28 protein-coding genes and 3 tRNA genes are annotated in these 26,963 nt (G+C 63.2%); 13 read left to right on the top strand and 18 right to left on the bottom strand.

Features of this window, described 5'->3' with window-relative positions; all coding sequences use genetic code 11:
* Window positions 1-19: 19 nt before the first annotated feature.
* On the bottom strand, window positions 20-325 hold the full coding sequence (locus GR158_RS13070) for a DUF1294 domain-containing protein (protein WP_160871416.1): 306 nt from the start codon (window positions 323-325) through the stop codon (window positions 20-22).
* Between the two features lie 129 nt (window positions 326-454).
* On the opposite strand from GR158_RS13070, the gene gatB reads away from it, so the two are divergent.
* Complete coding sequence (gene gatB / locus GR158_RS13075; RefSeq protein ID WP_134650695.1) at window positions 455-1,957, top strand: Asp-tRNA(Asn)/Glu-tRNA(Gln) amidotransferase subunit GatB; 1,503 nt, start codon at window positions 455-457, stop codon at window positions 1,955-1,957.
* A 65-nt stretch (window positions 1,958-2,022) separates the two neighbouring features.
* On the top strand, window positions 2,023-2,517 hold the full coding sequence (locus GR158_RS13080) for a GNAT family N-acetyltransferase (protein WP_160871417.1): 495 nt from the start codon (window positions 2,023-2,025) through the stop codon (window positions 2,515-2,517).
* A 106-nt stretch (window positions 2,518-2,623) separates the two neighbouring features.
* Here the strand turns inward: GR158_RS13080 and GR158_RS13085 are convergent, their stop codons facing one another.
* Genes GR158_RS13085 through GR158_RS13095 form a run of 3 tightly spaced genes read right to left on the bottom strand, consistent with a single transcriptional unit; the run spans window position 2,624 to window position 3,425 of the window.
* On the bottom strand, window positions 2,624-2,869 hold the full coding sequence (locus GR158_RS13085) for a hypothetical protein (protein ID WP_134650693.1): 246 nt from the start codon (window positions 2,867-2,869) through the stop codon (window positions 2,624-2,626).
* A 32-nt stretch (window positions 2,870-2,901) separates the two neighbouring features.
* On the bottom strand, window positions 2,902-3,147 hold the full coding sequence (locus GR158_RS13090; protein ID WP_160871418.1) for a hypothetical protein: 246 nt from the start codon (window positions 3,145-3,147) through the stop codon (window positions 2,902-2,904).
* Window positions 3,148-3,179: 32 nt separating this feature from the next.
* The gene (locus GR158_RS13095; RefSeq protein WP_134711013.1) at window positions 3,180-3,425 is read right to left on the bottom strand and encodes a hypothetical protein; all 246 of its coding nucleotides are present in this window, start codon (window positions 3,423-3,425) and stop codon (window positions 3,180-3,182) included.
* Window positions 3,426-3,794: 369 nt separating this feature from the next.
* On the opposite strand from GR158_RS13095, the gene GR158_RS13100 reads away from it, so the two are divergent.
* Entirely contained in the window at window positions 3,795-4,190 is a 396-nt protein-coding gene (locus tag GR158_RS13100) for an NADH:ubiquinone oxidoreductase subunit NDUFA12 (protein WP_134650691.1), read from the top strand.
* Window positions 4,191-4,317: 127 nt separating this feature from the next.
* Window positions 4,318-4,722 (top strand): DUF2155 domain-containing protein, encoded by a 405-nt coding sequence (locus GR158_RS13105; protein WP_160871488.1) that lies wholly within the window; start codon window positions 4,318-4,320, stop codon window positions 4,720-4,722.
* A 73-nt stretch (window positions 4,723-4,795) separates the two neighbouring features.
* On the opposite strand, the gene aat is transcribed toward GR158_RS13105, so the two are convergent.
* The 5 genes from aat to GR158_RS13130 all read right to left on the bottom strand — a co-directional run bounded on the left by aat (window position 4,796) and on the right by GR158_RS13130 (window position 8,613).
* Window positions 4,796-5,410 carry a leucyl/phenylalanyl-tRNA--protein transferase gene (gene aat, locus GR158_RS13110; RefSeq protein ID WP_134650689.1) on the bottom strand — a complete coding sequence of 205 codons (615 nt, stop codon included), beginning with the start codon at window positions 5,408-5,410 and terminating at the stop codon, window positions 4,796-4,798.
* Between the two features lie 13 nt (window positions 5,411-5,423).
* Window positions 5,424-6,770 (bottom strand): acetyl-CoA carboxylase biotin carboxylase subunit, encoded by a 1,347-nt coding sequence (gene accC / locus GR158_RS13115; RefSeq protein ID WP_134650688.1) that lies wholly within the window; start codon window positions 6,768-6,770, stop codon window positions 5,424-5,426.
* A 10-nt stretch (window positions 6,771-6,780) separates the two neighbouring features.
* Window positions 6,781-7,245, bottom strand: a complete 465-nt coding sequence (gene accB, locus GR158_RS13120; protein ID WP_134650687.1) for an acetyl-CoA carboxylase biotin carboxyl carrier protein — start codon at window positions 7,243-7,245, stop codon at window positions 6,781-6,783.
* 22 nt (window positions 7,246-7,267) lie between these two features.
* Entirely contained in the window at window positions 7,268-7,705 is a 438-nt protein-coding gene (gene aroQ / locus GR158_RS13125; protein ID WP_134650686.1) for a type II 3-dehydroquinate dehydratase, read from the bottom strand.
* A 149-nt stretch (window positions 7,706-7,854) separates the two neighbouring features.
* Window positions 7,855-8,613 (bottom strand): DsbA family protein, encoded by a 759-nt coding sequence (locus GR158_RS13130; RefSeq protein ID WP_134650685.1) that lies wholly within the window; start codon window positions 8,611-8,613, stop codon window positions 7,855-7,857.
* A 206-nt stretch (window positions 8,614-8,819) separates the two neighbouring features.
* Between GR158_RS13130 and GR158_RS13135 the strand changes: the two genes are divergently transcribed.
* Complete coding sequence (locus GR158_RS13135) at window positions 8,820-9,971, top strand: pyridoxal phosphate-dependent aminotransferase (protein ID WP_160871419.1); 1,152 nt, start codon at window positions 8,820-8,822, stop codon at window positions 9,969-9,971.
* A 75-nt stretch (window positions 9,972-10,046) separates the two neighbouring features.
* Here GR158_RS13135 and GR158_RS13140 read toward each other — a convergent pair whose 3' ends face one another.
* Window positions 10,047-10,811, bottom strand: coding sequence for an SDR family oxidoreductase (locus tag GR158_RS13140; protein ID WP_160871420.1), 765 nt, complete (start codon window positions 10,809-10,811; stop codon window positions 10,047-10,049).
* 140 nt (window positions 10,812-10,951) lie between these two features.
* Entirely contained in the window at window positions 10,952-13,840 is a 2,889-nt protein-coding gene (locus tag GR158_RS13145; RefSeq protein WP_160871421.1) for a ribonuclease E/G, read from the bottom strand.
* 632 nt (window positions 13,841-14,472) lie between these two features.
* Here GR158_RS13145 and GR158_RS13150 point away from each other — a divergent pair.
* The 3 genes from GR158_RS13150 (at window position 14,473) to prfB (ending at window position 19,669) form a co-directional block, all read left to right on the top strand.
* Window positions 14,473-15,711, top strand: a complete 1,239-nt coding sequence (locus GR158_RS13150) for an N-acetylmuramoyl-L-alanine amidase (protein WP_160871422.1) — start codon at window positions 14,473-14,475, stop codon at window positions 15,709-15,711.
* Between the two features lie 279 nt (window positions 15,712-15,990).
* Window positions 15,991-18,438 carry a penicillin-binding protein 1A gene (locus tag GR158_RS13155; RefSeq protein WP_160871423.1) on the top strand — a complete coding sequence of 816 codons (2,448 nt, stop codon included), beginning with the start codon at window positions 15,991-15,993 and terminating at the stop codon, window positions 18,436-18,438.
* A 99-nt stretch (window positions 18,439-18,537) separates the two neighbouring features.
* Window positions 18,538-19,669, top strand: a protein-coding gene (gene prfB / locus GR158_RS13160) for a peptide chain release factor 2 (RefSeq protein ID WP_134650679.1) whose coding sequence is annotated in 2 segments (ribosomal slippage) — window positions 18,538-18,606 and window positions 18,608-19,669 — 1,131 coding nt in all. Because the reading frame shifts where the segments join, the coding sequence is not laid out codon by codon here.
* Between the two features lie 49 nt (window positions 19,670-19,718).
* Here the strand turns inward: prfB and GR158_RS25350 are convergent.
* The 4 genes from GR158_RS25350 to GR158_RS13180 all read right to left on the bottom strand — a co-directional run bounded on the left by GR158_RS25350 (window position 19,719) and on the right by GR158_RS13180 (window position 21,719).
* Entirely contained in the window at window positions 19,719-20,195 is a 477-nt protein-coding gene (locus GR158_RS25350; RefSeq protein ID WP_246665647.1) for a hypothetical protein, read from the bottom strand.
* Between the two features lie 30 nt (window positions 20,196-20,225).
* A complete protein-coding gene (locus GR158_RS13170) occupies window positions 20,226-20,999 on the bottom strand; it encodes an NAD kinase (protein WP_160871424.1) in 774 nt (257 codons plus the stop codon).
* 221 nt (window positions 21,000-21,220) lie between these two features.
* Window positions 21,221-21,412 (bottom strand): hypothetical protein, encoded by a 192-nt coding sequence (locus GR158_RS13175; protein WP_134650676.1) that lies wholly within the window; start codon window positions 21,410-21,412, stop codon window positions 21,221-21,223.
* Between the two features lie 139 nt (window positions 21,413-21,551).
* Entirely contained in the window at window positions 21,552-21,719 is a 168-nt protein-coding gene (locus GR158_RS13180) for a hypothetical protein (protein ID WP_160871425.1), read from the bottom strand.
* A 200-nt stretch (window positions 21,720-21,919) separates the two neighbouring features.
* Here GR158_RS13180 and GR158_RS13185 point away from each other — a divergent pair, with 200 nt between their 5' ends.
* Window positions 21,920-22,129, top strand: coding sequence for a hypothetical protein (locus tag GR158_RS13185; protein ID WP_160871426.1), 210 nt, complete (start codon window positions 21,920-21,922; stop codon window positions 22,127-22,129).
* A 143-nt stretch (window positions 22,130-22,272) separates the two neighbouring features.
* Here GR158_RS13185 and GR158_RS13190 read toward each other — a convergent pair.
* Both GR158_RS13190 and GR158_RS13195 read right to left on the bottom strand, forming a co-directional pair.
* A tRNA-Thr gene (locus tag GR158_RS13190) sits at window positions 22,273-22,348 on the bottom strand.
* A gap of 55 nt (window positions 22,349-22,403) precedes the next feature.
* The gene (locus GR158_RS13195) at window positions 22,404-23,351 is read right to left on the bottom strand and encodes a LysR family transcriptional regulator (RefSeq protein ID WP_134653291.1); all 948 of its coding nucleotides are present in this window, start codon (window positions 23,349-23,351) and stop codon (window positions 22,404-22,406) included.
* Window positions 23,352-23,484: 133 nt separating this feature from the next.
* Here GR158_RS13195 and GR158_RS13200 point away from each other — a divergent pair, with 133 nt between their 5' ends.
* Window positions 23,485-24,108 carry an FMN-dependent NADH-azoreductase gene (locus GR158_RS13200; protein ID WP_134653293.1) on the top strand — a complete coding sequence of 208 codons (624 nt, stop codon included), beginning with the start codon at window positions 23,485-23,487 and terminating at the stop codon, window positions 24,106-24,108.
* A gap of 70 nt (window positions 24,109-24,178) precedes the next feature.
* Here the strand turns inward: GR158_RS13200 and rlmB are convergent, their stop codons facing one another.
* On the bottom strand, window positions 24,179-25,054 hold the full coding sequence (rlmB, locus tag GR158_RS13205; protein ID WP_134653295.1) for a 23S rRNA (guanosine(2251)-2'-O)-methyltransferase RlmB: 876 nt from the start codon (window positions 25,052-25,054) through the stop codon (window positions 24,179-24,181).
* Between the two features lie 255 nt (window positions 25,055-25,309).
* Here rlmB and GR158_RS13210 point away from each other — a divergent pair.
* From GR158_RS13210 to tuf, 3 genes are all read left to right on the top strand, one after another.
* Window positions 25,310-25,394: transfer RNA gene (locus GR158_RS13210), tRNA-Tyr, on the top strand.
* A gap of 25 nt (window positions 25,395-25,419) precedes the next feature.
* Window positions 25,420-25,493: transfer RNA gene (locus GR158_RS13215), tRNA-Gly, on the top strand.
* 218 nt (window positions 25,494-25,711) lie between these two features.
* Window positions 25,712-26,887, top strand: a complete 1,176-nt coding sequence (gene tuf, locus GR158_RS13220; protein WP_134711005.1) for an elongation factor Tu — start codon at window positions 25,712-25,714, stop codon at window positions 26,885-26,887.
* Window positions 26,888-26,963 lie beyond the last annotated feature (76 nt).

Here is a 26,963-nt window from a genome sequence, read left to right on the forward strand (position 1 = left end):
GAAGCGGCGGGATAGGATGTCAGCCGGCGAGCAGCAGCCGTTGGAGGTCGGCACCGAAGATCAGCGCCGCGAGGACCAGCGCTGCATGCAGAATCAGGATCGCGAGAAGCATCGTGCGAAAGGGCTCCTTGCGGGTCTTGTGCCGCAACAACCGTTGCGCCGCGAAGGCGCCGAGGCTGCCGCCGAAGACGGCGAGTTGCAGCAGGCGTGTTTCGGAAACACGCCGATGGCCGTCGCGCGCGGCTTCCTTGTCCCACCAGTAGACGCAGAACGTCACGACGTTGAAGAGGAGGAAGATGATCAGAAGTGTTGCCCGCGTGCCCATGGCGCGCTTTTACCCGCACAACCTTGCCGGCCGGCTAATGAAGGCCGGCGGCATCCGCTGAAATCCTTGCGCCGCCTGCCCATATGTTCTACCGAGACAACACCGAAGACACCACAGCAAGAGCCTAAAATGACCCTCGTCGACGTCCGCACTCCCGATCCCAAACGCTTGATCCCCGGCGCCACCGGCGACTGGGAAGTCATCATCGGCATGGAGGTGCACGCACAGGTTCTTTCGAATTCGAAGCTCTTCTCCGGCGCCTCCACGGAATTCGGCAAGGCGCCGAATGCCAATGTGTCGCTCGTCGACGCGGCCATGCCCGGCATGCTGCCCGTGATCAATGAGGAATGCGTCAAGCAGGCCGTGCGCACCGGTCTTGGCCTGAAGGCTGAGATCAACCACCGCTCGATCTTCGACCGCAAGAATTACTTCTATCCCGACCTGCCGCAGGGCTACCAGATCTCGCAGTTCAAGGACCCGATCGTCGGCGAGGGCAAGATCGTCATCTCGCTCGGCCCTGATCGCCAGGGCAATTTCGAGGATATCGAGATCGGCATCGAACGCCTGCATCTGGAGCAGGACGCCGGCAAGTCGATGCACGACCAGCATCCGACCATGTCCTATGTCGACCTCAACCGCTCGGGCGTGGCGCTGATGGAAATCGTCTCCAAGCCGGACATGCGTTCGTCTGACGAGGCCAAGGCCTATATGACGAAGCTGCGCTCCATCGTGCGCTATCTCGGCACCTGCGACGGCAACATGGACGAGGGCTCCATGCGCGCCGACGTCAACGTTTCCGTGCGCCGGCCCGGCGAGCCCTTCGGCACGCGCTGCGAGATCAAGAATGTCAACTCCATCCGTTTCATCGGCCAGGCGATCGAGTACGAAGCCCGCCGCCAGATCGGCATTCTCGAGGATGGCGGCGTCATCGACCAGGAGACGCGCCTGTTCGATCCCGGCAAGGGCGAGACCCGCTCCATGCGCTCCAAGGAAGACGCGCACGACTACCGCTACTTCCCCGATCCGGACCTGCTGCCGCTGGAGTTCGACAACGAATTCGTCGGCAAGCTTCTGGCCGATCTGCCGGAACTGCCCGACGACAAGAAGATCCGCTTCGTCAAGGATCTCGGTCTTTCGGTCTATGACGCCTCGGTTCTCGTCTCCGAAAAGGCGATCGCCGATTATTTCGAGGCCGTGGCGGCCGGCCGCGACGGCAAGATCGCCGCGAACTGGGTCATCAACGACCTCCTGGGCGCCTTGAACAAGGCCGGCAAGGACATTGAAGAGACCCCCGTTTCCCCCGATCAGCTCGGCGGCATCATCGATCTCATCAAGGATGGCACGATCTCGGGCAAGATCGCCAAGGACCTCTTCGAAATCGTCTGGAACGAGGGCGGCAGCCCCGCCGAGATCGTCGAAGCGCGCGGCATGAAGCAGGTGACGGACACCGGTGCCATCGAAAAGGCGGTCGACGAGATCATCGCCGCCAACCCCGATCAGGTCGCCAAGGTTCTCGCCAAGCCGACGCTTGCAGGCTGGTTCGTCGGCCAGGTCATGAAGGCGACGGGCGGCAAGGCCAACCCGCAGGCCGTTCAGGCCCTGGTCAAGGCCAAGCTCGGTATCGAGGACTGAAGCAATTCCAGGAAAAGTGTGAAGCGGTTTTCCGTCCGGAATGGCTTCAAAACAAGGAAACGGCCATGTTCTTCGTCCGCACGGCTTCGGAACGCGACCTGGCGAAAGTCAGCGAACTGCTGTCGGCGACGTGGCATGCGACCTATGACGCGCTCTACGGCGCCGACAAGGTAAGCGAGATCAATGCGCGCCGGCATTCCGTGCCGGCGCTGAAGGAGCGGCTCGCGCGCAAGGACAGCGAATTCGTCGTCGCCGATGATGGCAAGGCCTTCGCCGGCATGGGCTATGCCGCCATGGCGGAGGACCGGCCGAAGACGGCTGTTCTTCACCAGCTTTATGTCCTGCCGGATTACCAGCGCCAGGGCATTGGCCGCGACATGTTCGCGGAACTCGAAACCTGCTTTCCCGATGCCGAGACGATGCGGCTTCACGTCGAGAAGGACAATCTTCTGGCCGTTTCGTTTTTCGAACGATTGGGTTTTGCGACCATCGGCGAAACAGCCGATGACTTTGCGGCGGGAATTGCCATGCTGATTCTGGAAAAGCGGCTCGATTTCTAAGGAAAGAGCGCAGCCTTACCGGCAACCGCCAGGCGCCGAAAACATGAAGGCCCGCCGTCCTTTCGGGTGGCGGGCCGCTTCGGCATGATGTCAGGCCTTGACGATATTATCGGACCAGAACGGCGCGGGGCTCGTTATTGTCTGCGTTGAGCAGGATGTTGACCGAAGCGCCGGACGTCAGGTTTGCCGGAACCGGGACGCTCACGGGCAGGGCGACGCTCTTGCCGTCCTGGAGGCGGATGACGCCGGTGCGGGCATCGTAATCCTGAACGATGCCGCTCAGCGATGCTGCGGAAGCCGAGCCGGCAACGAGGAGGGCGAGGGCGGCGGTGGAGAGAGCTACAGTGTTCATTTTAATCACCTTTGTGTTTGGACGTGAGAAATTCAGCGGGCCAGAACGGCGCGCGGCTGGTTGTTGTCTGCGTTGAGCAGGATGTTGACGGCAGAGCCGGACTTGAGGTTTGCCGGAACAGGAACGCTTACGGGCAGGGCGACGCTCTTGCCGTCCTGGAGGCGGATGACGCCGGTGCGGGCATCGTAATCCTGAACGATGCCGCTCAGCGATGCTGCGGAAGCCGAGCCGGCAACGAGGAGGGCGAGGGCGGCGGTGGAGAGAGCTACAGTGTTCATTTTAATCACCTTTGTGTTTGGACGTGAGAAATTCAGCGGGCCAGAACGGCGCGCGGCTGGTTGTTGTCTGCGTTGAGCAGGATGTTGACGGCAGAGCCGGACTTCAGGTTCGCCGGAACAGGAACGCTTACGGGCAGGGCGATCGCCTTACCGTCCTGGAGGCGGATGACGCCGGTGCGGGCATCGTAGTCATGAACGATGCCGCTGACGGATGCCGCAGAAGCCGAGCCGGCTGCGAGAACAGCGAGAGCGGCGGCGAAGAGAGCGGTCTTTTTCATGGTATTCACCTTATTTGCTGTGTGTCTGCCGAAGCGCCGTGTTGGCCGCTTCGATGAGTAGAATTTAGGGCCCTCATTAAATGGTTACTAGTGCAAGAACTGTGACCACAGCGTTCGGAAAAAAAAAACAGTATTTCAATAATTTATCGCAATCGCGTGATCGCCCTTGAATATTGCTGTCGGCGTTCCAACGCCTTTTTCTCCGGTGTTTCGAGCATCGGCGGACGGGGAAAGAACGGACTTTGGAGACGCGAAAAGCCGTGGGCGAAGACGCGGGAATCGCTGGACATTCGCACCCTGCCGCGCCATAAGCGGAGGAAATATCAGTCTCGGGCCGTGTTCGGCATGGCCCTGCCAAGGACGCCAGCCATGAGCCTTCTCACGCAGATCTTCACTTGGTGGAACGGTCAGACGATCGGCACCCGCTTTCACACCTGGCGCTTCGGCACGAAGGTCGGGCAGGACGAGTTCGGCAACGTCTACTATCAGGGTGGCAAGGATTCCGAAGGGCGCACCCGTCGCTGGGTCATCTATAACGGCTATGCCGACGCCTCCGCCATTCCGGCAGGCTGGCACGGCTGGATGCATCACCGTACCGATGTCTCGCCCGCTGACGAGGACTACAAGGCGCGCGAATGGCAGAAGCCGCATCGCGCCAACCCGACCGGCACGTCCGAAGCCTATCGTCCGCCGGGCTCGCTCGCCGCGACCGGTGAGCGTCCGCGCGTCACGGGCGACTATGACGCCTGGACACCGGGCAACTGATACCGATTTGGCCACATTTCGCCGGTAGCCCGAAGCGGCCGGCGGATGCTGGCGCAGATCGCAGGAGACGGCTTTCATGACATCAGGGTTTTCGCGGACAGGCGCCGGACGGCGGTTCCTTTCGGCCATGCTGGCAACAGTGGCCGTGGGGCTTGCCCTTGTGCCTGCCTCGGCCAAGGCCGCCCGTATCGAGAACCCGGTCGCCGTCTTCTCGGGCATCGACAAGATCACCGGCCGCATCACCAGCTTCGATGTCTATATCGGCGAGACCGTCCAGTTCGGCGCCCTCCAGGTGACCCCGAAGGTCTGCTACAGCCGCGACGATACCGAAGCGCAGAAGATCACCTCTTTCGTCGAAGTCGACGAAATCACCCTCGACCGCAAGATCCGCCGCATCTTCACCGGCTGGATGTTCGCCGACAGCCCCGGCCTCAACGCCGTCGAGCACCCCGTCTATGACGTCTGGCTCACCGAATGCAAGGCGAAGTCCGACGTCCCGCCGCCGGACGATTCCGAGGCGAAGGCGCAGTAAGAGCTGCGTTTACGGCTGTCGATCCCCGGGGTTTGCCCCGAAGACCTATGTCCTCACAGCGCAATTCATCGTTTCAAAACGGCAGGTGCGGCGAAGCGAGTGCATTCGCCAGCATGTCCTCGTAGTCGATTTTCGGCACGTCGATCGCTCCGAACGTCTTCAGATGATCCGTGGTGAACTGCGTGTCGAGCAGGCGGAAGCCGTTTGCCCTCAGGCGCTCGACCAGATGGACGAGGCAGATCTTGGAGGCGTTTGTCCGGCGCGAGAACATGCTCTCGCCGAAGAAGGCGGCGCCGAGCGATACGCCGTAGAGGCCGCCGACGAGCTGGTCGCCCTCCCATGCCTCGACCGAATGGGCGTGGCCCATGCGGTGCAGCGTGCCGTAGAGCGACTTGATCTTCCCATTGATCCAGGTGGACGGCCGGTCCGGCGCGGCTTGCGCGCAGGCCGCGACCACGGCGTCGAAGGCCTTGTCGAAGCTGATCTCGAAGGGTTTCTGGCGGATTGCCTTGGCGAGGCTGCGCGAGACGTGGAAGCTGTCGAGCGGGATGACACCCCGCATGTCCGGCTCGACCCAGAAAAGCTCCGGGTCGTCGGCCGAATCGGCCATCGGGAAGAGCCCGATGGAATAGGCGCGCAGCAGAAGGTCCGGTGTTATTTCCGGGTTGCCGCCGCGACGCCTTGCCATGGTCCGACGCCTCTCAGGCGTCGGTCGTGCTGGCCAGGTAATTCTCCAGCCAGTGGATGTCGTAGTCGCCGTTTGCGATGTCCTGGTTGGCGACCAGGTCCTGGAACAGCGGCAGCGTCGTCTTGATGCCGTCGACGACGAACTCGTCGAGCACGCGGCGCAGGCGCATCATGCATTCGACGCGTGTGCGTCCATGCACGATCAGCTTGCCGATGAGGCTGTCGTAGTAGGGCGGGATCTTGTAGCCGGCATAGGCGCCGGAATCGACGCGAACGCCCAGACCGCCCGGCGCGTGGAAATGCGTGATCGTGCCGGGCGAGGGCACGAAGGTGCGCGGATCCTCGGCATTGATGCGGCATTCGATGGCATGACCCGAGAAGACGATCTCCTCCTGCGTGACGGAGAGGCCGGCGCCGGACGCGACGCGGATCTGCTCATGCACGAGGTCGATGCCGGTGATCGCTTCCGTGATCGGATGCTCCACCTGGAGACGCGTGTTCATTTCGATGAAATAGAACTCGCCGTTCTCGTAGAGGAATTCGACCGTGCCGGCGCCGCGGTACTTCAGCTTCTTCATGGCGTCGGCGCAGATCTGGCCGATCTTCATGCGCTGTTCGACATTGAGGGCCGGCGAATTCGCCTCTTCCCACACCTTCTGGTGCCGGCGCTGCAGCGAGCAGTCGCGTTCGCCGAGATGCACCGCATTGCCCATGCCGTCGCCGACGACCTGGATTTCGATGTGGCGCGGCTTGCCGAGATACTTTTCCATATAGACGGCATCGTTGCCGAAGGCGGCAAGCGCCTCCGAGCGCGCCGTCGAAACGGCCTCTTCCAGATCGGCCTCGGTCTTGGCGACCTTCATGCCGCGGCCGCCGCCGCCGGCGGTCGCCTTGATGAGAACCGGGAAGCCGATCTTGCGGGCGACTTCCAGCGCGTTCTCCGGCTTTACCTCGCCGTCGGAACCCGGAACGACGGGGATGCCGAGTTCCTGCGCGGTCTGCTTGGCGGTGATCTTGTCGCCCATGATGCGGATATGTTCCGCCGTCGGGCCGATGAAGGTGATGCCGTGCGCATCGAGGATTTCGGCGAACTTGGCGTTTTCCGACAGGAAGCCGTAACCCGGATGCACGGCGTCCGCGCCGGTAATCTCGCAGGCCGCGACGATCTGGTGGATGTTGAGGTAGCTTTCGCGCGACGGCGGCGGGCCGATGCACACGCTCTCGTCGGCGAGGCGCACATGCATGGCGTCGGCGTCGGCCGTGGAATGCACGGCGACCGTGGCGATGCCGAGCTCCTTGCAGGCCCGAAGGACCCGGAGGGCGATTTCGCCGCGGTTGGCAATGAGGACTTTGGAGATCATGGGACCCGCCTTATTCGATAACGATCAGCGGTTCGCCATATTCGACCGGGCTTGCATCCTGAACGAGGATTTCGGTGACCTTGCCCGAACGCGGCGCGGGAATCTGGTTCATCGTCTTCATCGCTTCGATGATGAGGATGGTCTGGCCTTCCTTGACCGTCGCGCCGACTTCGATGAAGGGGCGGGCGCCCGGTGCGGGCGACAGGTAGGCCGTGCCGACCATCGGCGCGGTGACGGCATTTTTGTTGCTGCGCGCGTCTGCGGCAGGTGCGGCGGCTGCTGCGCTGACGGCGGGAGCGGCAACGGGCGCCGGAGCGGCCATCGGCGCCTGGACATATTGCGGCGTGCCGGCGCGCGAGACGCGGATGCGCAGTTCATCCTGCTCCACTTCGATCTCGGTCAGATCCGTCTCGTTGAGGATATTGGCGAGATCGCGGATCAGGGCCTGATCGATGCCGTTTTTCTTGTCAGCCATGGGAATGAGCCTCTGGTTCTTCTTATTTCGTGATGGATGAAAGCGCATGGAGCGCCAGGACGTAGCTCTGCGCACCGAAACCGCAGATCACACCCTTCACGGCGGGTGCGATCATCGATTTGTGGCGGAAGTCCTCGCGGGCATGCACGTTGGAAAGGTGCAGTTCGACCACCGGTGTCTTCACGGCGCGGATGGCGTCGTGAAGCGCGATCGAGGTATGCGTGTAGGCGCCGGCATTGATCGCGACGCCGGCGGCGACATCGCCGGCCTCGTGAATCCAGTCGACCAGATCGCCTTCGTGGTTGGACTGGCGGAAATCGATGGCAAGGCCCAGCTTCTCGCCTTCGGCCCGGCACAGCGCCTCGATATCGGCGAGCGTCTGGCCTCCATAGATGCCGGGCTCGCGTTTGCCGAGTGCGTTCAGGTTGGGGCCGTTGAGCACGAAAACTATTGAAGCCATTCGAAATTCCGCATGCTGGATGGAGGATTACCTATAGACCGGCGGTTTGCGCAGGGAAAGCCCCAAGGCGTGGGCTTTCCCGGTCGAAGGGTCGTGTCCACAAGCGGTTAGGCTCCAACACCGCCAGCATGGCGAGAAGATGGCGGTGGTCAGCAACTCGCCTTTCCGCAGGCGCGGACATTGGCGATCTTTTCGCGCAGGTCGTCCGCCCCGACGGCGCCGAAGACCATTTCCTCGCCGACGACATAGGAGGGGGTCCCGGTAATGCCGAGATCGTTGGCGAGCGAATAGGCCTGACGCACCGCGTCGTCATGCGGCTTCTCTGTCATCGTCTTGCGCACGTCGGCTTCGGAAATGCCCAGGCTGGCGGCGAGCGCAATGGCGCTTTCCTCCGTCGCGCGGCCTTCGCCGCCCAGCAGCGTGCGGTGGAATTCGCCGTACTTTTCCGGCGCAAGATCGCGCACGGCGGCGCTGACTTTGTGCGCGGCCAGCGAATCGGGGCCGAGGATCGGCAGTTCCTTCAGGACGAAGCGGACGTTCTTGTCTTCCTTGAGGATGTCTTCCATGTCGGACAGGGCGCGCTTGCAGTAGCCGCAATTGTAGTCGAAGAACTCGACGATCGTAACGTCGCCCTTGGGATTGCCGAGCGCGATATCGTAGGGCGAGTTGTAGATCGCCTTCGTGTTGTCAGTGATCGCGGACTGGGCCTTGGCCTGCTGCTGCTCTTCCTGCTTCTTCTGCAGGGCTTCCTGTGCTTCGAGGAGGACTTCGGGGTTTTCGACAAGATATTCCTTGATGAACTCGCCGATTTCCTTCTTCTGCGCGTCGTCGAGGGCAAGCGCCGGAAGGGGGGCTGCGACCGCCAGTGTAAGGGCTACGGTGGCCGCGAGCTTCGTCTTGAAAGTCATGTCTGTCCTGTCCTCGTCGTGATGCGCAGCAGAAGTGCCATTGGCCGTACCGGCGCGTCAATGCGCGCGCGGCCACTTTCAACGACCTTATGGGCGCGGTGACGCAAACGACAGGGAAAAAGCGGCGGATTTTCGGCCCTCGCGGGATTGTGAATGTCGGCGTCTTGCGGCAGGAAAGCCGCAGTCAGGAAGCGAAAGGCAACCTCATGAAGCTCTCCGCGCGCGGCGCCGTCGAACCCTTCCACGCCATGGACGTTCTTGCCGAAGCGACCAGGCGGCGCGCCGCCGGCCGGCCCGTCATTTCCATGGCGGTCGGCCAGCCCGTCCATCCCGCGCCGCAGGCCGCCCGCGAAGCCGCGCGCCGTGCTCTCGACGTGGGCCGTATCGGCTACACGGACGCGCTCGGCCTCCTGTCCCTGCGGAGCGCCATTTCGGATTTCTACCGGCATCGCCATGGTGTGACGGTCGATCCCGCCCGCATCGCGATCACCACGGGCTCCTCCGCCGGCTTCAACCTCGCCTTCCTCGCGCTGTTCGACGCCGGCGATCGGGTGGCGATCGCACGCCCGGGCTATCCCGCCTATCGCAACATCCTCGCCGCGCTCGGCATCGAGACGGTGGAAATCGAGGTGAATGCGGAAAACGGCTTTACCCTGACACCGGAGGCGTTGGAGGCCGCGGCTTCCGCGCACGGACGTATCGATGGCGTGCTTCTCGCAAGCCCGGCGAACCCGACCGGCACCGTGACGGGCCAGGCCAATCTCGCCGCCCTGTCCGCATACTGCCGCGACAACGGCATCGCCTTCATCTCGGACGAGATCTATCATGGGCTGACCTTCGTCGGCGAGGAAGCGACGGCGCTGCAATTCGGCGAGGACGCGGTCATCATCAACTCGTTCTCGAAATATTATTGCATGACCGGCTGGCGCATCGGCTGGATGGTGCTGCCGGAAAAGCTGGTACGCCCCGTCGAGCGCATCGCGCAAAGCCTCTACATCTCGGCGCCGGAACTGTCGCAGATCGCGGCGGAAGCGGCGCTGGGGGCCGAGGCGGAGCTGAACGTCTATCGCGACGCCTATCGCGTGAACCGGGATTTCCTGGTGAAGCGCCTGCCCGAAATCGGCTTTTCCATCGCGTCTCCCATGGACGGCGCTTTCTACGCCTATGTGGATGTCAGCCGTTTCACCAATGACAGCATGGCCTTCGCGCGCCGCATGCTGGCCGAAACCGATGTGGCCGCCACGCCCGGTATCGACTTCGACCCGCGCGACGGCAACCACACCATGCGCTTTTCCTATGCCGGCGCCTTCGAGGAGATGAACGAGGCGGTCGACCGCCTCGCGCGCTGGCTGGCCTGATGGCTTAAAGCGATTCCGTCTCAGGGACTTGCCGCGACAGGCGGACTCACTTTCTCAGGCACCTGAATCGTTTTCTCAGACCCGGTTGATCGATACGCCGCCATCGACCAGCGTCGCCGTGCCCGTCATGAAGCTGGCCGCATCCGAGCACAGGAAGAGTGCGGCTTCGGCAATTTCCTCCGGCGCGGCGATGCGTTTGAAGACATTGAGCCTCGCCACGAATTCCAATGCCTCCGGCGTATTGGCGACGTGGCGGCCCATCGGTGTATCGGTCGCGCCGGGCAGGAGCGCGTTCACGCGAATGCCTTTCTGGCCATACTCCGAAGCGAGAACCTGGGTGAGGCCGACGAGGCCGGATTTCGAGGCGGCATAGGCCGCCAGCCCCGGAAAGCCCGCGGTGTAGCCGACAAACGTTGACGTGAAGACGATGGAGCCGCCCCCGCGCGCTTCCATCGCCGGCAGCTGATGCTTCGCCGCAAGAAAACCGCTCGTGAGATTGACGTTGACGACGGCCTGCCAGTCCGCGAGCGAAAGCGCGGGAAGCGCACCGACGGGTCCGGTGGTGCCGGCATTGTTGAAGGCGATATCGAGGCCGCCGAACTCTGCCTGCGCCGCGGTGACGAGATCCTCGTGGTGTGCCTCCTCGCCGACATCGCCGGATAGGGCGATCGCTCTGCCGCCCTGCGCACGGATGTCTTGCGCGACGGCCACGAGCCGTTCACGCCCGCGAGCGGAAAGAACGAGGCTCGCGCCCTCACGGGCGAAAAGCAGTGCGGCGTCGCGGCCGATGCCCGAGCTGGCCCCGGTGATGATGGCGACCTTGCCGGAAAGGCGTGTCATGGAATGTCTCCTTGCGATGACCAAGGACATCCGTGTCGCAGACGACGGGGCGGGCAACCACCCGATACAGGTGCGGCCCCGAGAACGAAAAAGGCCCGGTCGAAACCGGGCCTTCTGAAGTCAAGATTGTCCAAGGGGTCTCAGAAGAACCCGCGGCGCTGCCACCAGCCGCCCTTCTTGGGCTTGTCGGCCTCGTTGTCCGAAGGCGTCTCCTTGGCGGTGGACGACTTCACGACGGGCTCCGACGCGATCTTGTTGATATCGCGGTTGGCGCGGGTCGGCTTGGCGGGCGCATCGAGGTCTTCGGAGGCCTCTTCGACTTCCGTCTCCGCAGGCACTTCCGCCTCTTCAGGGACAGCCGCCGGCTGCGCTTCGATCTCGCTGCGGGCAACCTCGTCGGTCACGGCCTCTTCCTTGGCCTTGGCGCGGCTGCGGCGTGCCCGCTTGGGCTTGGCCGACGCGTCCTCCGCTGCAACCTCGGCCGGAGTTTCCTCGACGGGGGCAGCGACTTCGGTCACGTCGACCTCGACGGCTACAACCTCTCCGGCCTCGCCTTCGCTGTCATCGCCATCCTCGTCGGAACCGTCGGCCGAAGCCTCGACGCTGCCGTCTTCCGGACGGTTGCGACGGCCACCGCGCTTGCCGCGGCGGCGGCGCTTGCGGCGATCCGAACCGTCTTCGGAAGACTGGTCGGCCTTGGTGGCTTCCGCGCCCTCAAGGCCCTCGGCGTCGCCTTCCGCGTCGTCGTCATCCAGTGCGTCTTCGTCGCCGGCCTGCTCGCCGCCGAACGAGGCGGTATCGGCACCGTCGCCGTTCTCACGGCCACGACCGCGACGACGGCGGCGACGCTTGCGCTTGCGGCCGTTTTCATCGGATGCGGCGGACTGGCTCGCCGCGGCGGTTGCGGCCGGGCGTGCCGCTTCTTCCTCTTCCTCGTCGATCTCGTCTTCGATCACGACGTCGTCGTCTTCGGGTTCCGGCTCGAAATGCAGGATCTGCTCGATCTTGACCGGGTTCTCGACGGGTTCGCCACGGTCGATCGCGAAATGCTGCGCGCCGACATGGGCGTCCGCATCGATGAGGATGGCCACGCCGAAGCGGCCTTCATAGTCGATGATCGTGCCGCGCTTGTGGTTGAGCAGGTAGAGCGCGATATCGGGCGTCGTGCGCACCGTGATGTTGTGCGTGGTGTTCTTGAGGAGATATTCCTCGATGCCGCGCAGGACATGCAGCGCCACGGACGATTGCGAGCGGATATGGCCCGTGCCGTTGCAGTGCGGGCAGGTCTGCATGGTCGATTCGAGAACCGAGGCGCGGATGCGCTGGCGCGACATTTCGAGCAGGCCGAAATGCGAGATGCGGCCGACCTGGATGCGCGCGCGGTCGTTCTTGAGATGGTCCTTCAGACGCTTCTCGACGGCCCGGTTGTTGCGCTTCTCCTCCATGTCGATGAAGTCGATGACGACGAGGCCGGCAAGGTCGCGCAGGCGCAGCTGGCGCGCCACTTCTTCCGCCGCTTCCAGGTTTGTCTGGAGCGCGGTCTCCTCGATGGAGTGCTCGCGCGTCGAGCGGCCGGAGTTGACGTCGATCGAGACGAGCGCCTCGGTCTGGTTGATGATGATGTAGCCGCCGGACTTCAGCGTCACCTGCGGCTGCAGCATGCGGTCGAGCTGGGCTTCGATGCCCGAGCGCGAGAAGATCGGATGCACGTCGCGATAGGGCTGGACGACCTTCGCATGGCTCGGCATCAGCATCTTCATGAAGGCTTTGGCTTCGCGGTAGCCTTCCTCGCCGGCAACGACGATCTCGCTGATGTCCTTGTTGTAGAGGTCGCGGATCGAGCGCTTGATCAGCGAGCCTTCCTCATAGACGAGGCAGGGGGCCGTGGAGGCGAGCGTCAGCGTGCGGACGTTTTCCCACAGTCGCATCAGGTATTCGAAGTCGCGCTTGACCTCGACGCGGGTGCGGTTGGCACCGGCCGTGCGCAGGATGACGCCCATGCCCTGCGGGACCTCGAGGTCGCGGGCGATTTCCTTCAGGCGCTTGCGGTCCTGGAGGTTGGTGATCTTGCGGGAAATGCCGCCGCCGCGCGCCGTGTTCGGCATCAGGACCGAGTAGCGGCCTGCAAGCGACAGGTAGGTGGTGAGGGCAGCGCCCTTGTTGCCGCGCTCTTCCTTGGCGACCTGCACGAGCAGGATCTGGCGACGCTTGATGACTTCCTGGATGCGGTACTGCTTGCGCGGCTTGCGGCTCACGCGATCCGGAACCTCTTCCATGGCGTCTTCGGCGCCGACGGATTCGATGACTTCCTTCTCTTCGCCATTGTGGTCGTCATCATCGTCGTCGTCGTCACGATGGCGGCGGCCACGCTTGCGCTCGGCGGGCTCGGACACTTCGTCGGTATCGACCGCCATGGCCATGGCGCCACCGGGCGTCTCGTCGTCGCTGCCTTCGGACGAAGCGGCTTCCTCGGAGGCCGGAGCCTCCTCGGCCTTCGCCTTGGCCTTGCGGGGGCGACGTGCCTTCTTCGGCTTTTCGGCGGGCGCTTCGGGTTCCGCCGCGAGATCGGCGGAGGCTTCGACGACCTCCGGCTCGGCGGCAGGCTCGGCCTGGATTTCCTCGACGGCTTCTACGGCTTCGGCTTCCACGGCCTCGATCGTATCGGCGATCGATTCGTTATCGCCGCTGCCGGATGCGTGCGGGGCGGTCTCGACCGGCTCGATATCGTCATCGCGGCGATGATCCTCGGCCTCGGCCTTGAGCAGCGCCTGACGGTCGGCCAGCGGAATCTGGTAGTAGTCGGGGTGGATTTCGGCGAAGGCCAGGAAGCCGTGGCGGTTGCCGCCGTAGTCGACGAAAGCGGCCTGGAGCGAGGGCTCCACGCGCGTCACCTTGGCAAGGTAGATATTGCCGCGGATCTGTTTCTTGTGTTCGGATTCGAAGTCGAACTCTTCTATGCGGTTCCCGCGTACGACGACAACCCGCGTCTCCTCGGAGTGAGACGCGTCGATAAGCATTTTCTCTGCCATTTAAATTGTGCTCCTCGGCGCAGCCGCAATCCTGGCGGCGAGCTTTTCCCTGAGGGGAACGAGCCGGGGGAGGAGAGGGATGCGCCGGATAAGTAAGGTCTCGTCGGGCCCCGGTGAGGGGTAAGCGGACGAAGGGAGGCCGGCACGCGAGCGTCCCGTTGCCTGTTACCCTCTGAATGAATCCGCCGTGACAACATCAACGTCCAACGAGAATGCCAGTGCCATAGACCTGTTCGGTCCGATGAAATGCCCTTGGGTAAGGGCGAGCGGTGGATAACCACCTTGACTGTTCCGGCCACCGCCGGTTTACGCGATCTAATCGGCCGGGATAAAGGTTTGCGACGGCGGATGAAGGCCCGGTTCGGCGCCAAGTTCCGATGGATTGGCTGCCTGCTCTAAGCGATTCTATCCCGTCTGTTCTTTCTCCCTGATTTTGCTTTTATGGCGGATATGTCACAATGGCAAGGGAAAAGCCCTTGCGTCATAATCTTGATCCAATTGCCGGTCTGTGTGCGCGCTTGCAGCGTGTGCGCGGGATCGCAAGATTTGATTAACCATATGATAGCATCTATAGGCCTCGTCCTGCACCGCATCGCGCGGTTTTCACGCGTTTGAACGGACTGCCAGTGGTGATGCTACGCTCCCTGAACCACAGATTTTCCCGGCTTGTCCCGGGCCTGTTTCTCGCCGCGCTGCTGTTTTGCGTGCCCGCAGGGGCATTCGCGGCGTCGGCGGACGCGTCGCCGCTGCTCGCCTTCGCCGCCCGCATCGCCGGTGATGACGCGCGCACCCGCCTGATCATCGATTTCGACCGCAAGCCGGATTTCGAGGTGCACTACGTCGCCAATCCCTACCGTATCCTCATCGACCTGCCGCAGACGGATTTCGGCATCAAGGCGGAGGAGCTGGAGGCGCGCGGCATCTTCACGGACATCCGCTACGGCGCCATGGCCGCCGGCCGCTCCCGCATCGTGCTGACGGCGACCCGTCCGGTCGGCGTGGCGCTGGCCGAGGTGCAGCAGGAGGAGGGGGCGTCCAGCCACCGCCTCGTCATCGACGCGGCCATCGTCACCGAGACGGTCTTCCAGGCGCAGATGGAAAAGCAGAGCTGGAAGGAAGTGTCCGCGCAGGCCGGCAGCGACCTGCCGGTCCAGCTGCCCGGCAGCAAGGCCGACGGTCCCTTCGTCATTGCGGTCGACGCAGGCCACGGCGGCATCGACAACGGCGCGCGTGGCGGCGTCACCAAGATGGAGGAAAAGCACGTCACGCTCGCCTTTGCCAAGCAGCTGGCCGAAGCGCTGAACACGCTGCCGGATACGCGCGCCATCCTGACGCGCGACAAGGATGAATTCCTCTCGCTCTCGCAGCGCGTGCAGCTTGCCCGCAGCGAAGGCGCGAACCTTCTCATCTCCATCCATGCCGATACGCTGCGGCAGAAGGATATCCGCGGCGCGACGGTCTATACGATCTCCGACAAGGCCTCCGACAGCCTTGCCGCAAGCCTGGCCGAGCGTGAAAACCTGTCGGACCAGATCGCCGGCATCGCCTTTGTCGATGAACCGGCCGAGGTCGCCGACATCCTGCTCGACCTGACGCGCCGCGAAACCCAGGCCTTCTCCATCAATCTGGCGCAGAGCGTGGTCGGCAAGTTCAAGGACCAGGTCCTGCTGATCAACAATCCGCACCGGCATGCCGGCTTTCGCGTGCTGACGGCGCCGGACGTGCCGTCGATCCTGCTCGAACTCGGCTTCATGTCGAATAAGGAAGACGAGAAGCTTCTGACCGATCCGGAATGGCAAAAGAAGGTCGCCGGCCTCATCGCCGAGGCCGTGAAGGATTACCGCACAACCGTTGCCTCCAACGGTGGTTAAGCCTTTCGTGCGATAGTAGCGGCAAGGCGATGCGCGATATGCTAGTCTGGCTGCTGTGCCGGAAAAGTGACAACGGTCGCCAATGTGCGGTGGCGAAGCGGGCAAGCATACTGTAAAGCCCTATTTTCCTCACATTCCGATCGCTAGACGGGTTCGAGAAAATTGAGGCGTGACTCGTCTTCAGAGTGCCGGCGTGACGCATGTCGTCGCGTCGGTGAAGACCGGCCGGCAGGTCCGCGCGACGAAATTATAAAGACATAAGGCATCGGTAACTGGCTCATGATCAGACTGATTGGATATTTCTTCGGGATTGGCGCCGTTTTCTTCCTCGTCGTGGCAGGCGCGGTCGCCCTTTATCTCGGAAGTGTCACCAAGGATCTTCCCGATTATGAGGTCTTGAACAGCTATGCGCCGCCGGTGACGACGCGTGTCCATGCCGGCAACGGCGCGCTGATGGCCGAATATGCCCGCGAACGGCGCCTCTACCTGCCCATTCAGGCCATTCCCGACCGGGTGAAGGCTGCCTTTCTGTCGGCTGAAGACAAGAATTTCTACCAGCACCCCGGCGTCGACGTGACCGGCCTCTTCCGCGCCATCGTCGTCAACCTCCAGAATATGGGCTCGGGCCGCCGTCCCGTCGGTGCATCGACGATCACCCAGCAGGTCGCCAAGAACTTCCTGCTCTCGTCGGACCAGACGATAGACCGCAAGGTCAAGGAAGCGATCCTGTCCTTCCGCATCGAGCAGGCCTACTCCAAGGACCGCATTCTCGAACTCTATCTCAACGAGATCTTCTTCGGTCTGAATTCCTACGGCATCGCCGGCGCGGCGCTCACCTATTTCGACAAGTCCGTCACGGAACTCACGATCGCCGAGACGGCCTATCTGGCCGCGCTGCCCAAGGGCCCGTCCAACTACCATCCGTTCCGCCGGACCGAGGCAGCGCTCGAGCGCCGCAACTGGGTCATCGACCGCATGGTGGAGAATGGCTATATCACCCAGAGCGACGGCGCAGACGCCAAGACGCAGCCGCTCGGCGTGACGCCGCGTCATCGCGGCACCTATCTCTTCGCCTCCGACTACTTCTCCGAAGAAGTGCGTCGCCAGATCATCGAGCGTTATGGCGACAACGCGCTGTATGAAGGTGGTCTTTCGGTCCGCACGTCGCTGGATCCGCGCATCCAGGTCGCCGCGCGCAAGGCGTTGCAGCACGGCCTGATCAGCTATGACGAGCGTCGCGGTTTCCACGGCCCGATCAAGAGCATTCAGATCGGTGGCGACTGGGGTGTCGAGCTTGCCAAGATCGACGCCTTCTCCGATGTGCCGGAATGGAAGCTCGCCGTCGTGCTGTCGGCAGACGACAGTGGCGCCGATATCGGCTTGCAGCCCGGCAAGGATGCATCCGGCAAGGTCGTCGAGCAGCGTGTGACCGGCCGCATCGCAGCCAAGAGCATGACCTGGGCCTATCGTTCCGCCAAGGGAGACCGCAAGACGGCGAAGTCGCCGGCGGGCGTGTTGGAAGTCGGCGATGTCGTCTATGTCGAGCCGACCGAAGACGGCGGCTACCGCCTGCGCCAGCCGCCGAAGGTACAGGGCGGCCTCGTTGCCATGGATCCGCATACGGGCCGCGTGCTGGCCATGGTCGGCGGCTTCTCCTACGGCCAGTCGGAGTTCAACCGCGCCACGCAGGCAATGCGCCAGCCGGGTTCGTCCTTCAAGCCGTTCGTTTACGCGGCCGCTCTCGACAACGGCTATACGCCGGCGTCGGTGATCATGGATGCGCCGTTCGAGATCGTCGCCGGCGGCCAGGTGTGGCGCCCGCAGAACTACGGCGGCGGTTCCGCCGGCCCGTCGACGCTGCGTCTCGGCATCGAGCGCTCGCGCAACCTCATGACCGTCCGCCTTGCCAACGACATGGGCATGAACCTCGTCGCCGAATATGCCGAGCGCTTCGGCATCTACGACAAGATGCTGCCGGTTCTGGCCATGTCGCTCGGCTCCGGCGAGACGACTGTCATGCGCATGGTCTCGGCCTATGCGGTGCTCGCGAATGGCGGCAAGCAGATCAAGCCGTCGCTGATCGACCGTATTCAGGACCGCTACGGCAAGACGATCTTCCGGCATGAAGAGCGTACCTGCGAGAACTGCAATACCAACGACTGGGAAAACCAGGCCGAGCCGGAGCTCGTCGACAATCGCGAGCAGGTTCTCGACCCGATGACCGCCTACCAGATCACCTCGATGATGGAGGGCGTCATCACGCGCGGCACCGCCGCCGGCAAGATCAAGCTCGACCGTCCGGTCGCCGGCAAGACCGGCACCACCAACGACGAGAAGGATGCCTGGTTCGTCGGCTATACGCCGGATCTCGTGGCCGGCCTTTATATCGGCTTCGACAGCCCGGCGCCGATGGGCCGCGGCGCGACTGGCGGCTCGCTGTCCTCGCCGATCTTCAACGAGTTCATGCAGGCGGCACTGGAGGGTACGCGTCCCACCAAGTTCATCGTTCCCGAGGGCATGCAGTTCATCGCCGTCAACCGCAAGACCGGCATGCAGGCCTATGAAGGCGAGCCGGATACCATCATGGAAGCCTTCAAGCCCGGCACGGGCCCGGCCGATGTCTTCTCGGTCATCGGCGGCGACGAATACGCAACGCCGGAGGAAATCCTGAAGAGCTCGCCGCAGGCGAACCAGGCGGTAACGGGCGGCAGCGGCGGCCTGTTCTGATCCATCTCGCATCCCTTTGAGGGCGGGCGCGGGGGTTTACATCCGCGCCCGCCCTCTCTATTTCGGGGCCACCGAAACACGAGCATTGAAGAAACGGACATGCGCGCGGAAATCGAGAATATCGTCGACGAAATCAAGCAGGCCATAAGCCTGCTGAGGAGGCATCTTTGACTGGGATCAGGCGGTAAGACGACTGGACTGGTTGAACAACAAGGCAGAGGATCCCAACCTCTGGAACGATGCCCAGGAAGCCCAGAAGCTGATGCGCGAACGCCAGCAGCTGGACGAGAGCATCAATGCCGTGAGGGCCATCGAACAGCAGCTTCGTGACAATATCGAGCTGATCGAACTCGGCGAGGAAGAGGGCGATGCATCCATCGTCAGCGAAGCCGAGGAGGCGTTGAAGGCCGTCAAGGTCGAGGCCGCGCGCAAGCAGGTCGAGGCCATGCTTTCCGGCGAGGCCGACAGCAACGACACCTATCTCGAAGTGCATTCGGGCGCCGGCGGCACGGAAAGCCAGGATTGGGCGAACATGCTTCTGCGCATGTATACGCGCTGGGCGGAGCGGTCGGGCTACAAGGTGGAGCTTCTGGAAATCCACGACGGCGAAGAGGCCGGCATCAAGTCCGCCACGCTGCTCGTCAAGGGCCACAATGCCTATGGCTGGCTGAAGACGGAATCGGGCGTGCATCGCCTCGTGCGCATCTCGCCCTATGACAGCAATGCACGCCGCCACACCTCGTTCTCCTCGATCTGGGTCTATCCGGTCGTGGACGACTCGATCAACATCGAGGTCAACGAAAGCGACTGCCGGATCGACACCTACCGTTCGTCCGGCGCCGGCGGCCAGCACGTCAACACGACCGATTCGGCCGTGCGCATCACGCACATTCCGACCGGCATCGTGGTGGCCTGCCAGCAGGAGCGTTCGCAGCACAAGAACCGCGCCAAGGCGTGGGACATGCTGCGTGCACGCCTGTACGAAGCCGAGCTGAAGAAGCGCGAAGACGCCGCCAATGCCGAGGCCGCTTCCAAGACGGATATCGGCTGGGGTCACCAAATCCGCTCCTACGTCCTCCAGCCCTACCAGTTGGTGAAGGACCTCAGGACCGGCGTCGAAAGCACGGCACCGTCGGATGTGCTCGACGGCGAACTCAACGAGTTCATGGAAGCCGCGCTGGCGCACCGCGTGAACGGCGGCAGCGATGCCGTGGTCGATGACCTGAACTGATACCTGATAGGCAGGTGAGCGATTGCAGACGGGCGCTTCGGCGCCCGTTTCAGTTTGTGGCGCGCTCCACCTTGATCTCGCCGAGATCGTCGATCAGCACCGTCCAGCTCTCGGGTTCGCTCGCCTTGGGATCCGTCTTCAGGTAGACCGTCGCGAAGAAACCCGGCTGTGCCGTGATGCCGGACGAATTTTCCGGGCGGATATCCGTCACATAGGGCTTCATCGCGGAAAATTCCTCCAGAGCGGTGGTGGACGCGATCTGCGGCCCCTCCGCGGTGGCCTCGATCTGCTGGAGATGCACTTCGGCCGTTCCATCCGGCTGGCGCACGGCGATCAGCTTGTAGTAGCCGCGCCGCGCCTCCGATCCCGTCTCCTCCGCAGGCTCCTCCCAGAAGCCGGTGCTGACGACGAAGGTGACCGTTTCCGCAACGGGCGGAGCATCGCCGGCGGCCTGGGCCGGTGCGCAGGCGAGGACGAGCAGGGCGATGGCGGCGGCTGGCGTGAACCGTTTGATCGGCGCATTCATGGCGAACTCCTCCCCGGCAGTGTCGTGCGATCAGTAATCGAACTGTTCGGCGAGAATCCGGTCGGACCAGGAATGATCCGGATCGGAGAGGATTCGCGCCGCCAGGCCGACCGATTCGGCGATGCGTACCGACGTTACCGATTTGACCTCGGTATTGTCGGCGACCGCGTTCACCGGGCGCTTTTCGGCCTCCAGCACCTCGATCTCGACCGTCACCTTGTTGGGAAGCAGCGCACCGCGCCAGCGGCGCGGCCGGAAGGCGCTGACCGGCGTCAGCGCCAGCAGCGGCGCTTCCAGCGGCAGGATCGGCCCGTGGGCGGAGAGATTGTAGGCCGTCGAGCCGGCAGGCGTCGCCAGGAGCAGGCCGTCGCAAATCAGCTCCTCCAGCCGCACGCGGCCGTCCACGCTGACGCGCAGCTTTGCCGCCTGGTAGGACTGGCGAAACAGATAGACTTCGTTGATGGCGAGCGCCCGGCGCTCGAGGCCGCTGGCGTCGCTCGTGACCATCTCCAGCGGACGGAACGCGTTTTCGACTGCCCGCTCGACACGGGCCGGAAGATCCTTTGCATCATAGCGGTTCATCAGGAAGCCGACGGAGCCCCGGTTCATGCCGTAGACGCATTTGCCCGTGTTCATCGTCGTATGCAGCGTCTGGAGCATGAAGCCGTCGCCGCCGAGCGCGACGATCACGTTGGCCTCTTCCGGATCGGTATTGCCATAGGCGGCAATCAGTTCCGCACGCGCTTCCTGCGCTTCGGCCGCCTGCGACGCAACGAAGGAGAAGGTGTTGAACTGGCGCGCCATGTGTCCGTCCGTCTCCTCTTGGGCTGTACCGCCTTCGCCCGACTTCACTCATGTTATCGGGGGGACGTTGCCGTCATCCAGTGAAGACGACGGTCCCTTCCCGAAATCGCCGGCACGCAACACGCCCGGGCGATCCTTGTTGCACGCCTTTATGCAATGTGCATCTGAAAAATATGACAGACCGGACGAGCCGCGGACCGGCCGCGGGGGAACTCAGGCCGTCAGGCTTTCTTACCTGGCGTACGGGCTTCCAGGCTCTTGAGTGCAGCCTGTCCCGCGGCGGCAGCCTGGAGCGGGTTGGTAAAAGGCCCTGTCACAGGGTAGGTCACGCCGCGAAAGGTCAGGGCGAAGAAATATTGGCCCCTGCGGTCCTTCTCGACCGTGACCTGCGAAACCGGTTCCTTGTCCGCCATGTCCGTTCCTCCAGGCAAGCGCTGGTCGCGATGCCCGATCGCATCGCCCCGTGAAACGCCCTATAGGACAGTCAGCCTTCGGCGGCAATGCACGGCGTCGGCATCCCGCGTCCGGCGGCGTATCCCCGCATGCGGGCGTTCACTGCAGCGGCAGTTCGAGTTGCGTCTTGTGCTTGAGCACATAGAGCGGTTTTGCGGCCGCCGCGGCCTTGCGCTGGAGTTCCATGCGGTTCTGGACCTGTCGCTCCCGAAGCGACCGGCACGCCTCGATGATGGCAACCGCGCGATCAAGGGTATCGTTCTGCATATCGTATCTCCGTTTGTTCTCTATATGTTCTATTCTGGAACGAAAATCAAGAGCGCGCCGAAAGGGCGGCATTCGCGGCGTCGGACTCCGGAGTCCTGGAGATGGGTGGCTGCCGATAAACAGGTCTTCGCTGTCGATCGCCGTGCGTCCGGAACCTCGGCGGGGCATTGCCGTTTCCTTCCTCAACAAAGGAGGCCGTCATGACCCATGCAGCGGATATAGCGAAAGAATATCAAAGACTGGGCGGAAAGCGCCTGGCCAAGCTCGACGACAACCTGGTTTCGACCCGCCAATGGGACGACGAGCCCGCCGAAGCCGCAGCCTTCTGGAAAGAAAATGTGGAAGTGCTGAGCGACAAGGAGCAGGCGGAAGTCGTCACCAACCTGAAAACGATCACGACCGAACGATAAGCGCACGATATTGGTTTGATGCGGGCTGAGTGAGAAGCGTCATCGCACGTGCTCCTCGACGCGCCTGATTCGAACAGGCGTGACGCGTCCTGCGCAAGCAGGCGTCAGGCTCCGCGCGTGCACATCCAAAGATTTGGGAAGAATGGTGCCCCCACCAGGACTCGAACCCGGGACCCCCTGATTACAAATCAGGTGCTCTACCAACTGAGCTATAAGGGCACTGCGTGGAGGGAGTTAGCATATTCTCCGCCGCTGTAAAGCAAAAAGGGGCGGCTTAGATAGACCATGTGCCGGGCGAGCGCTCGCCGGGGGTAATTTCCTGGCAGCGCTCAAGCGATCGCGGCAGGTTCTCCGCCAGGTGGTCGATGAGAGCACGCACCGCAGGCAGCATGCCGTGCCGGGATGTGAAGACGGCATGGACGGCCGCTTCCGCGCTCGACCAGTCCGGCAGGACATGCGTGAGCACACCGGCGCGGAAGCCGCGTTCGGCAATCATGTCCGGCAGCAGGCCGAGGCCGATTCCCTCCAGCGTCGCCCGTTCCAGTACCGCAAAATCGGAACAGGACAGCACCGGTGAATGCGCGATGTCGCGCACGTCCCCGCTGGCGTTGTGCAGCGTCCAGATGGCGCGCGGCGTGCTCTCCTGCATGGACAAGGTGGGCACGCGGCTGATGGTATCGAAATCGATATGGCCGTAGCGTTCCAGAAAGGCAGGGCTTGCCGCCAGGTGACGCCGCGTGCTGGCGAAGCGGCGTACGACCAGCGACTGGTCGGTGTCATAGGTATCGCGGACGCGCAACGCGATATCGATCCGCTCCTCGATCAGGTCGACCGGGCGCCCCGTGGTGATGATCGACAGCCGTACGAGCGGATAGCGCTTCATGAAGCCGGGAAGAACAGCGGCGATCATCGGCGCGAAGCCCGGAGGCATGGACATGCGTACCGTGCCCGCCGGCTCGGCCTTCGCGACCGCCACCACCGCCTCGGCAGCCTCCACGCCCGATAGAACCGCCTCGCAACGGTCGTAGAAGGATTTGCCGATGTCGGTGACGCTCAGCTTGCGGGTGGACCGTTCGATCAGCCGCACGCCCAGCTGCTCCTCAAGTGCTGCGATGCGCTTGCTGATCTTCGATTTCGGGACCCCCAGCGCATTGGCCGCCGCGGTAAATCCCTTGTGCCGCACCACGGCGGCGTAGAGGGCGAGGTCGTTGAGGTCCTGCATGGCACGCGTCTCCGGGATCACCCCTGGATTTATTGTTTCCTTGAGGAAACAGTCAATTGGATTTTTGCTGTCTAATCATCGCATTGTTTTCAGAACATATGTTTGGCAGCCAATTCAACCAAGGTGCTGACCTATGAACATCCTCCATATCGATTCCGGCATTCTCGGAGAGCACTCCGTTTCGCCTCGCCTGACCGCCGCTGTCGTCGCGCAGATCAAGGCCGAACATCCCGCCGCCTCCGTGACCTATCGCGACCTCGTGTCCAACCCGCTGCCGCATCTGTCGGGTGCGCATCTCATGGCTGCCAATGCCAATCCCGCCGACGTTGACGCGCAGGTTGCCGCCGATGTTGCCGAAAGCGCGGTCGTTCTCGACGAATTCCTGGCGGCCGACACGGTCGTGCTGGGCGTGCCCATGTACAATTTCTCCCTGCCGAGCCAGTTGAAGGCCTGGATCGACCGCATCGCCGTTGCGGGCAAGACGTTCCGCTATACCGCCGAAGGCCCCGAAGGCCTCGCCACCGGCAAGAAGGTCATCATCGTGTCCACCCGTGGCGGCCACTACAGCGCCGGCCCCGCCGCCGCCATGGACCACCAGGAAAGCTACCTGCGCACCGTCTTCGGTTTCCTCGGTGTGACCGATATCGAAATCGTTCGTGCCGAAGGCCTGAACCTCAGCGCCGACTCGAAGATCGAGGCGATCTCGGAAGCCGAACGCAGCATTTCCGCCCGCGGCGGCTTCAAGGCTGCAAGCTGATCCTGCCGTCCTTCATGCAAAAGCCCGCCGGTGGAAACCGGCGGGCTTTTCTGTATTCCGGGATGTGTCATCAGCCGAACAGATGGCGGTGCGTGGCATAGAGGGCGATAGCCGCAGCGTTCGAGACATTGAGCGACTTGATCGCGCCGGGCATGTCGAGACGGGCGAGCGCCTTGCAGGTGGCGCGCGTCTTCTGGCGCAGGCCCTTGCCCTCGGAACCCATGACGAGCGCGACGCGCTGGCCCGACAGCGTGCCCTCGAGCGGTGCCGGTCCCTCCGAATCGAGGCCGACCGTCAGGAAGCCCAGCCTGTGCAGCTCTTCCAGCGCATCCGAGAGGTTGGTGATCTGGATATAGGGGATGAGCTCCAGCGCGCCGGACGCGGTTTTGGCGAGCACGCCCGATTCGGTGGGCGAATGGCGCTGCGTGGTGATGACGGCGCCGGCGTTGAAGGCAACGGCCGAGCGCATGATGGCGCCGACATTGTGGGGATCGGTCACCTGGTCGAGCACGAGCAGCAGCGGGCTGTCCTTCAGCGCCTCCAGCCGGCGCACCGGCAGGGGACGGGTTTCGAGCATGACGCCTTGATGTATGGCTTCCGGCCCCAGCACCTTGTCGAGGTCGGAGGGCAGGACGGTCTCGACCGGGTAGGGCAGGGTCGAGATGTCGGGCAGCTCCAGGCGTTGGGCCGCGTTCTGGCTGACCGAAAGCCTGATGATCTGCCGTTCGGGATTGTCGAGGGCGGCGCGCACCGTGTGCAGGCCGTAGAGATAGACCTGATCGGGTGCGAGGGCCGGCGCCTTCCAGCCTTCCGCCTGCTTGCGGCGGCGATCGTCCTTCGGTGTCGGGATCTCGCCGCGCTCGCGCCGCTGGTCGCGATGCGCCCGGCGCAGCTTGGCATAGTGGGTGTCTTTTGCGGACTTGCCGCCGGTATCGTCTTTGCTCATGGGGGCCTTATAAAGCATGTCCCGGCAAAGTGTGCAGGGGTTTTGCAGGAAGGGCGCGGGAAAAATCGGGCGGCGGCGACAGGCCCGTCCACAGGCTTGCGGCGCGAAGCGGAGATGCTGGCATTTTTCGCAATTTTTTCCGTGGCGTCGTGTTGACAGGATGAACTGTGCCCGTCATATACGCCGCCAGATCGAAGGCGCCGCTGCGAAGCGCCAGCCAAGATCGATACCGGTCGCTTGATCCCGACAGAATATGGAGGGATGCCCGAGTGGTTAAAGGGGACGGACTGTAAATCCGTTGGCTCAGCCTACGTTGGTTCAAATCCAACTCCCTCCACCATTCTGTCAGACGGATCAAGACCCCCGCGGGTATAGCTCAATGGTAGAGCAGCAGCCTTCCAAGCTGAATACGCGGGTTCGATTCCCGCTACCCGCTCCAATCGTCGAGTTGAAACGAAGAATCAAGCAGCTGCTGTAAAGCCCTGCCTTGAAAAAGCGATTCCTCATCACGATATTTCGGAAATCCGGCACAGCCCGGCCCCCTCCCGGTCCCTTTTCCCGTGCATTTAAGGCTTGCGCATTCGTTGTGAAACCCTTAAACGCCTGCCAAACCGGACGGGCCGGTTAGCCCAACTTTCGTTCAGTAGGAAATAAGAGATGGCAAAGAGCAAGTTTGAGCGCAACAAGCCTCACGTAAACATCGGCACGATCGGGCACGTTGACCACGGCAAGACGTCGACGACGGCAGCGATCACGAAGTACTTCGGCGAGTTCAAGGCGTACGACCAGATCGACGCTGCTCCGGAAGAAAAGGCGCGCGGCATCACCATCTCGACGGCACACGTCGAATACGAGACGGCGAACCGTCACTATGCGCACGTCGACTGCCCCGGCCACGCCGACTACGTCAAGAACATGATCACCGGTGCTGCCCAGATGGACGGCGCGATCCTGGTTGTTTCGGCAGCCGACGGCCCGATGCCGCAGACGCGCGAGCACATCCTGCTGGCCCGCCAGGTCGGCGTTCCCGCGATCGTGGTGTTCCTCAACAAGGTCGACCAGGTTGACGACGCCGAGCTTCTCGAGCTCGTCGAGCTGGAAGTGCGCGAACTTCTGTCGTCCTACGAATTCCCGGGCGACGACATTCCGATCGTCAAGGGTTCGGCTCTGGCGGCTCTGGAAGATTCGAACAAGGAAATCGGCGAAGACGCGATCCGCGCCCTGATGGCCGCAGTCGACGACTACATCCCGACGCCCGAGCGTCCGATCGACCAGCCCTTCCTGATGCCGATCGAAGACGTGTTCTCGATCTCGGGCCGTGGTACGGTCGTGACCGGCCGCGTCGAGCGTGGCATCGTCAAGGTCGGTGAGGAAATCGAGATCGTCGGCATCCGTCCGACGACGAAGACGACCTGCACGGGCGTTGAAATGTTCCGCAAGCTGCTCGACCAGGGCCAGGCCGGCGACAACATCGGTGCGCTGCTGCGCGGTGTGAACCGTGACGGCGTTGAGCGTGGCCAGATCCTGTGCAAGCCGGGTTCGGTCAAGCCGCACAAGAAGTTCAAGGCCGAAGCCTACATCCTGACGAAGGAAGAAGGCGGCCGTCATACGCCGTTCTTCACGAACTACCGTCCGCAGTTCTACTTCCGCACGACGGACGTGACGGGCATCGTCTCGCTGCCGGAAGGCACGGAAATGGTCATGCCGGGCGACAACGTGACCGTTGACGTCGAGCTGATCGTTCCGATCGCGATGGAAGAAAAGCTGCGCTTCGCCATCCGCGAAGGCGGCCGTACCGTCGGCGCAGGCATCGTCGCCTCCATCGTCGAGTAACGATTGCTGACGATGCCGTAAGCTTGCCGACGGCAAGTCAAAATGTGCAAATGGCGCGCAAGCGCGATTTGCACGC

The sequence above is a fragment of the Shinella sp. AETb1-6 genome, assembly GCF_009826875.1.
Classification (GTDB): domain Bacteria; phylum Pseudomonadota; class Alphaproteobacteria; order Rhizobiales; family Rhizobiaceae; genus Shinella; species Shinella sumterensis.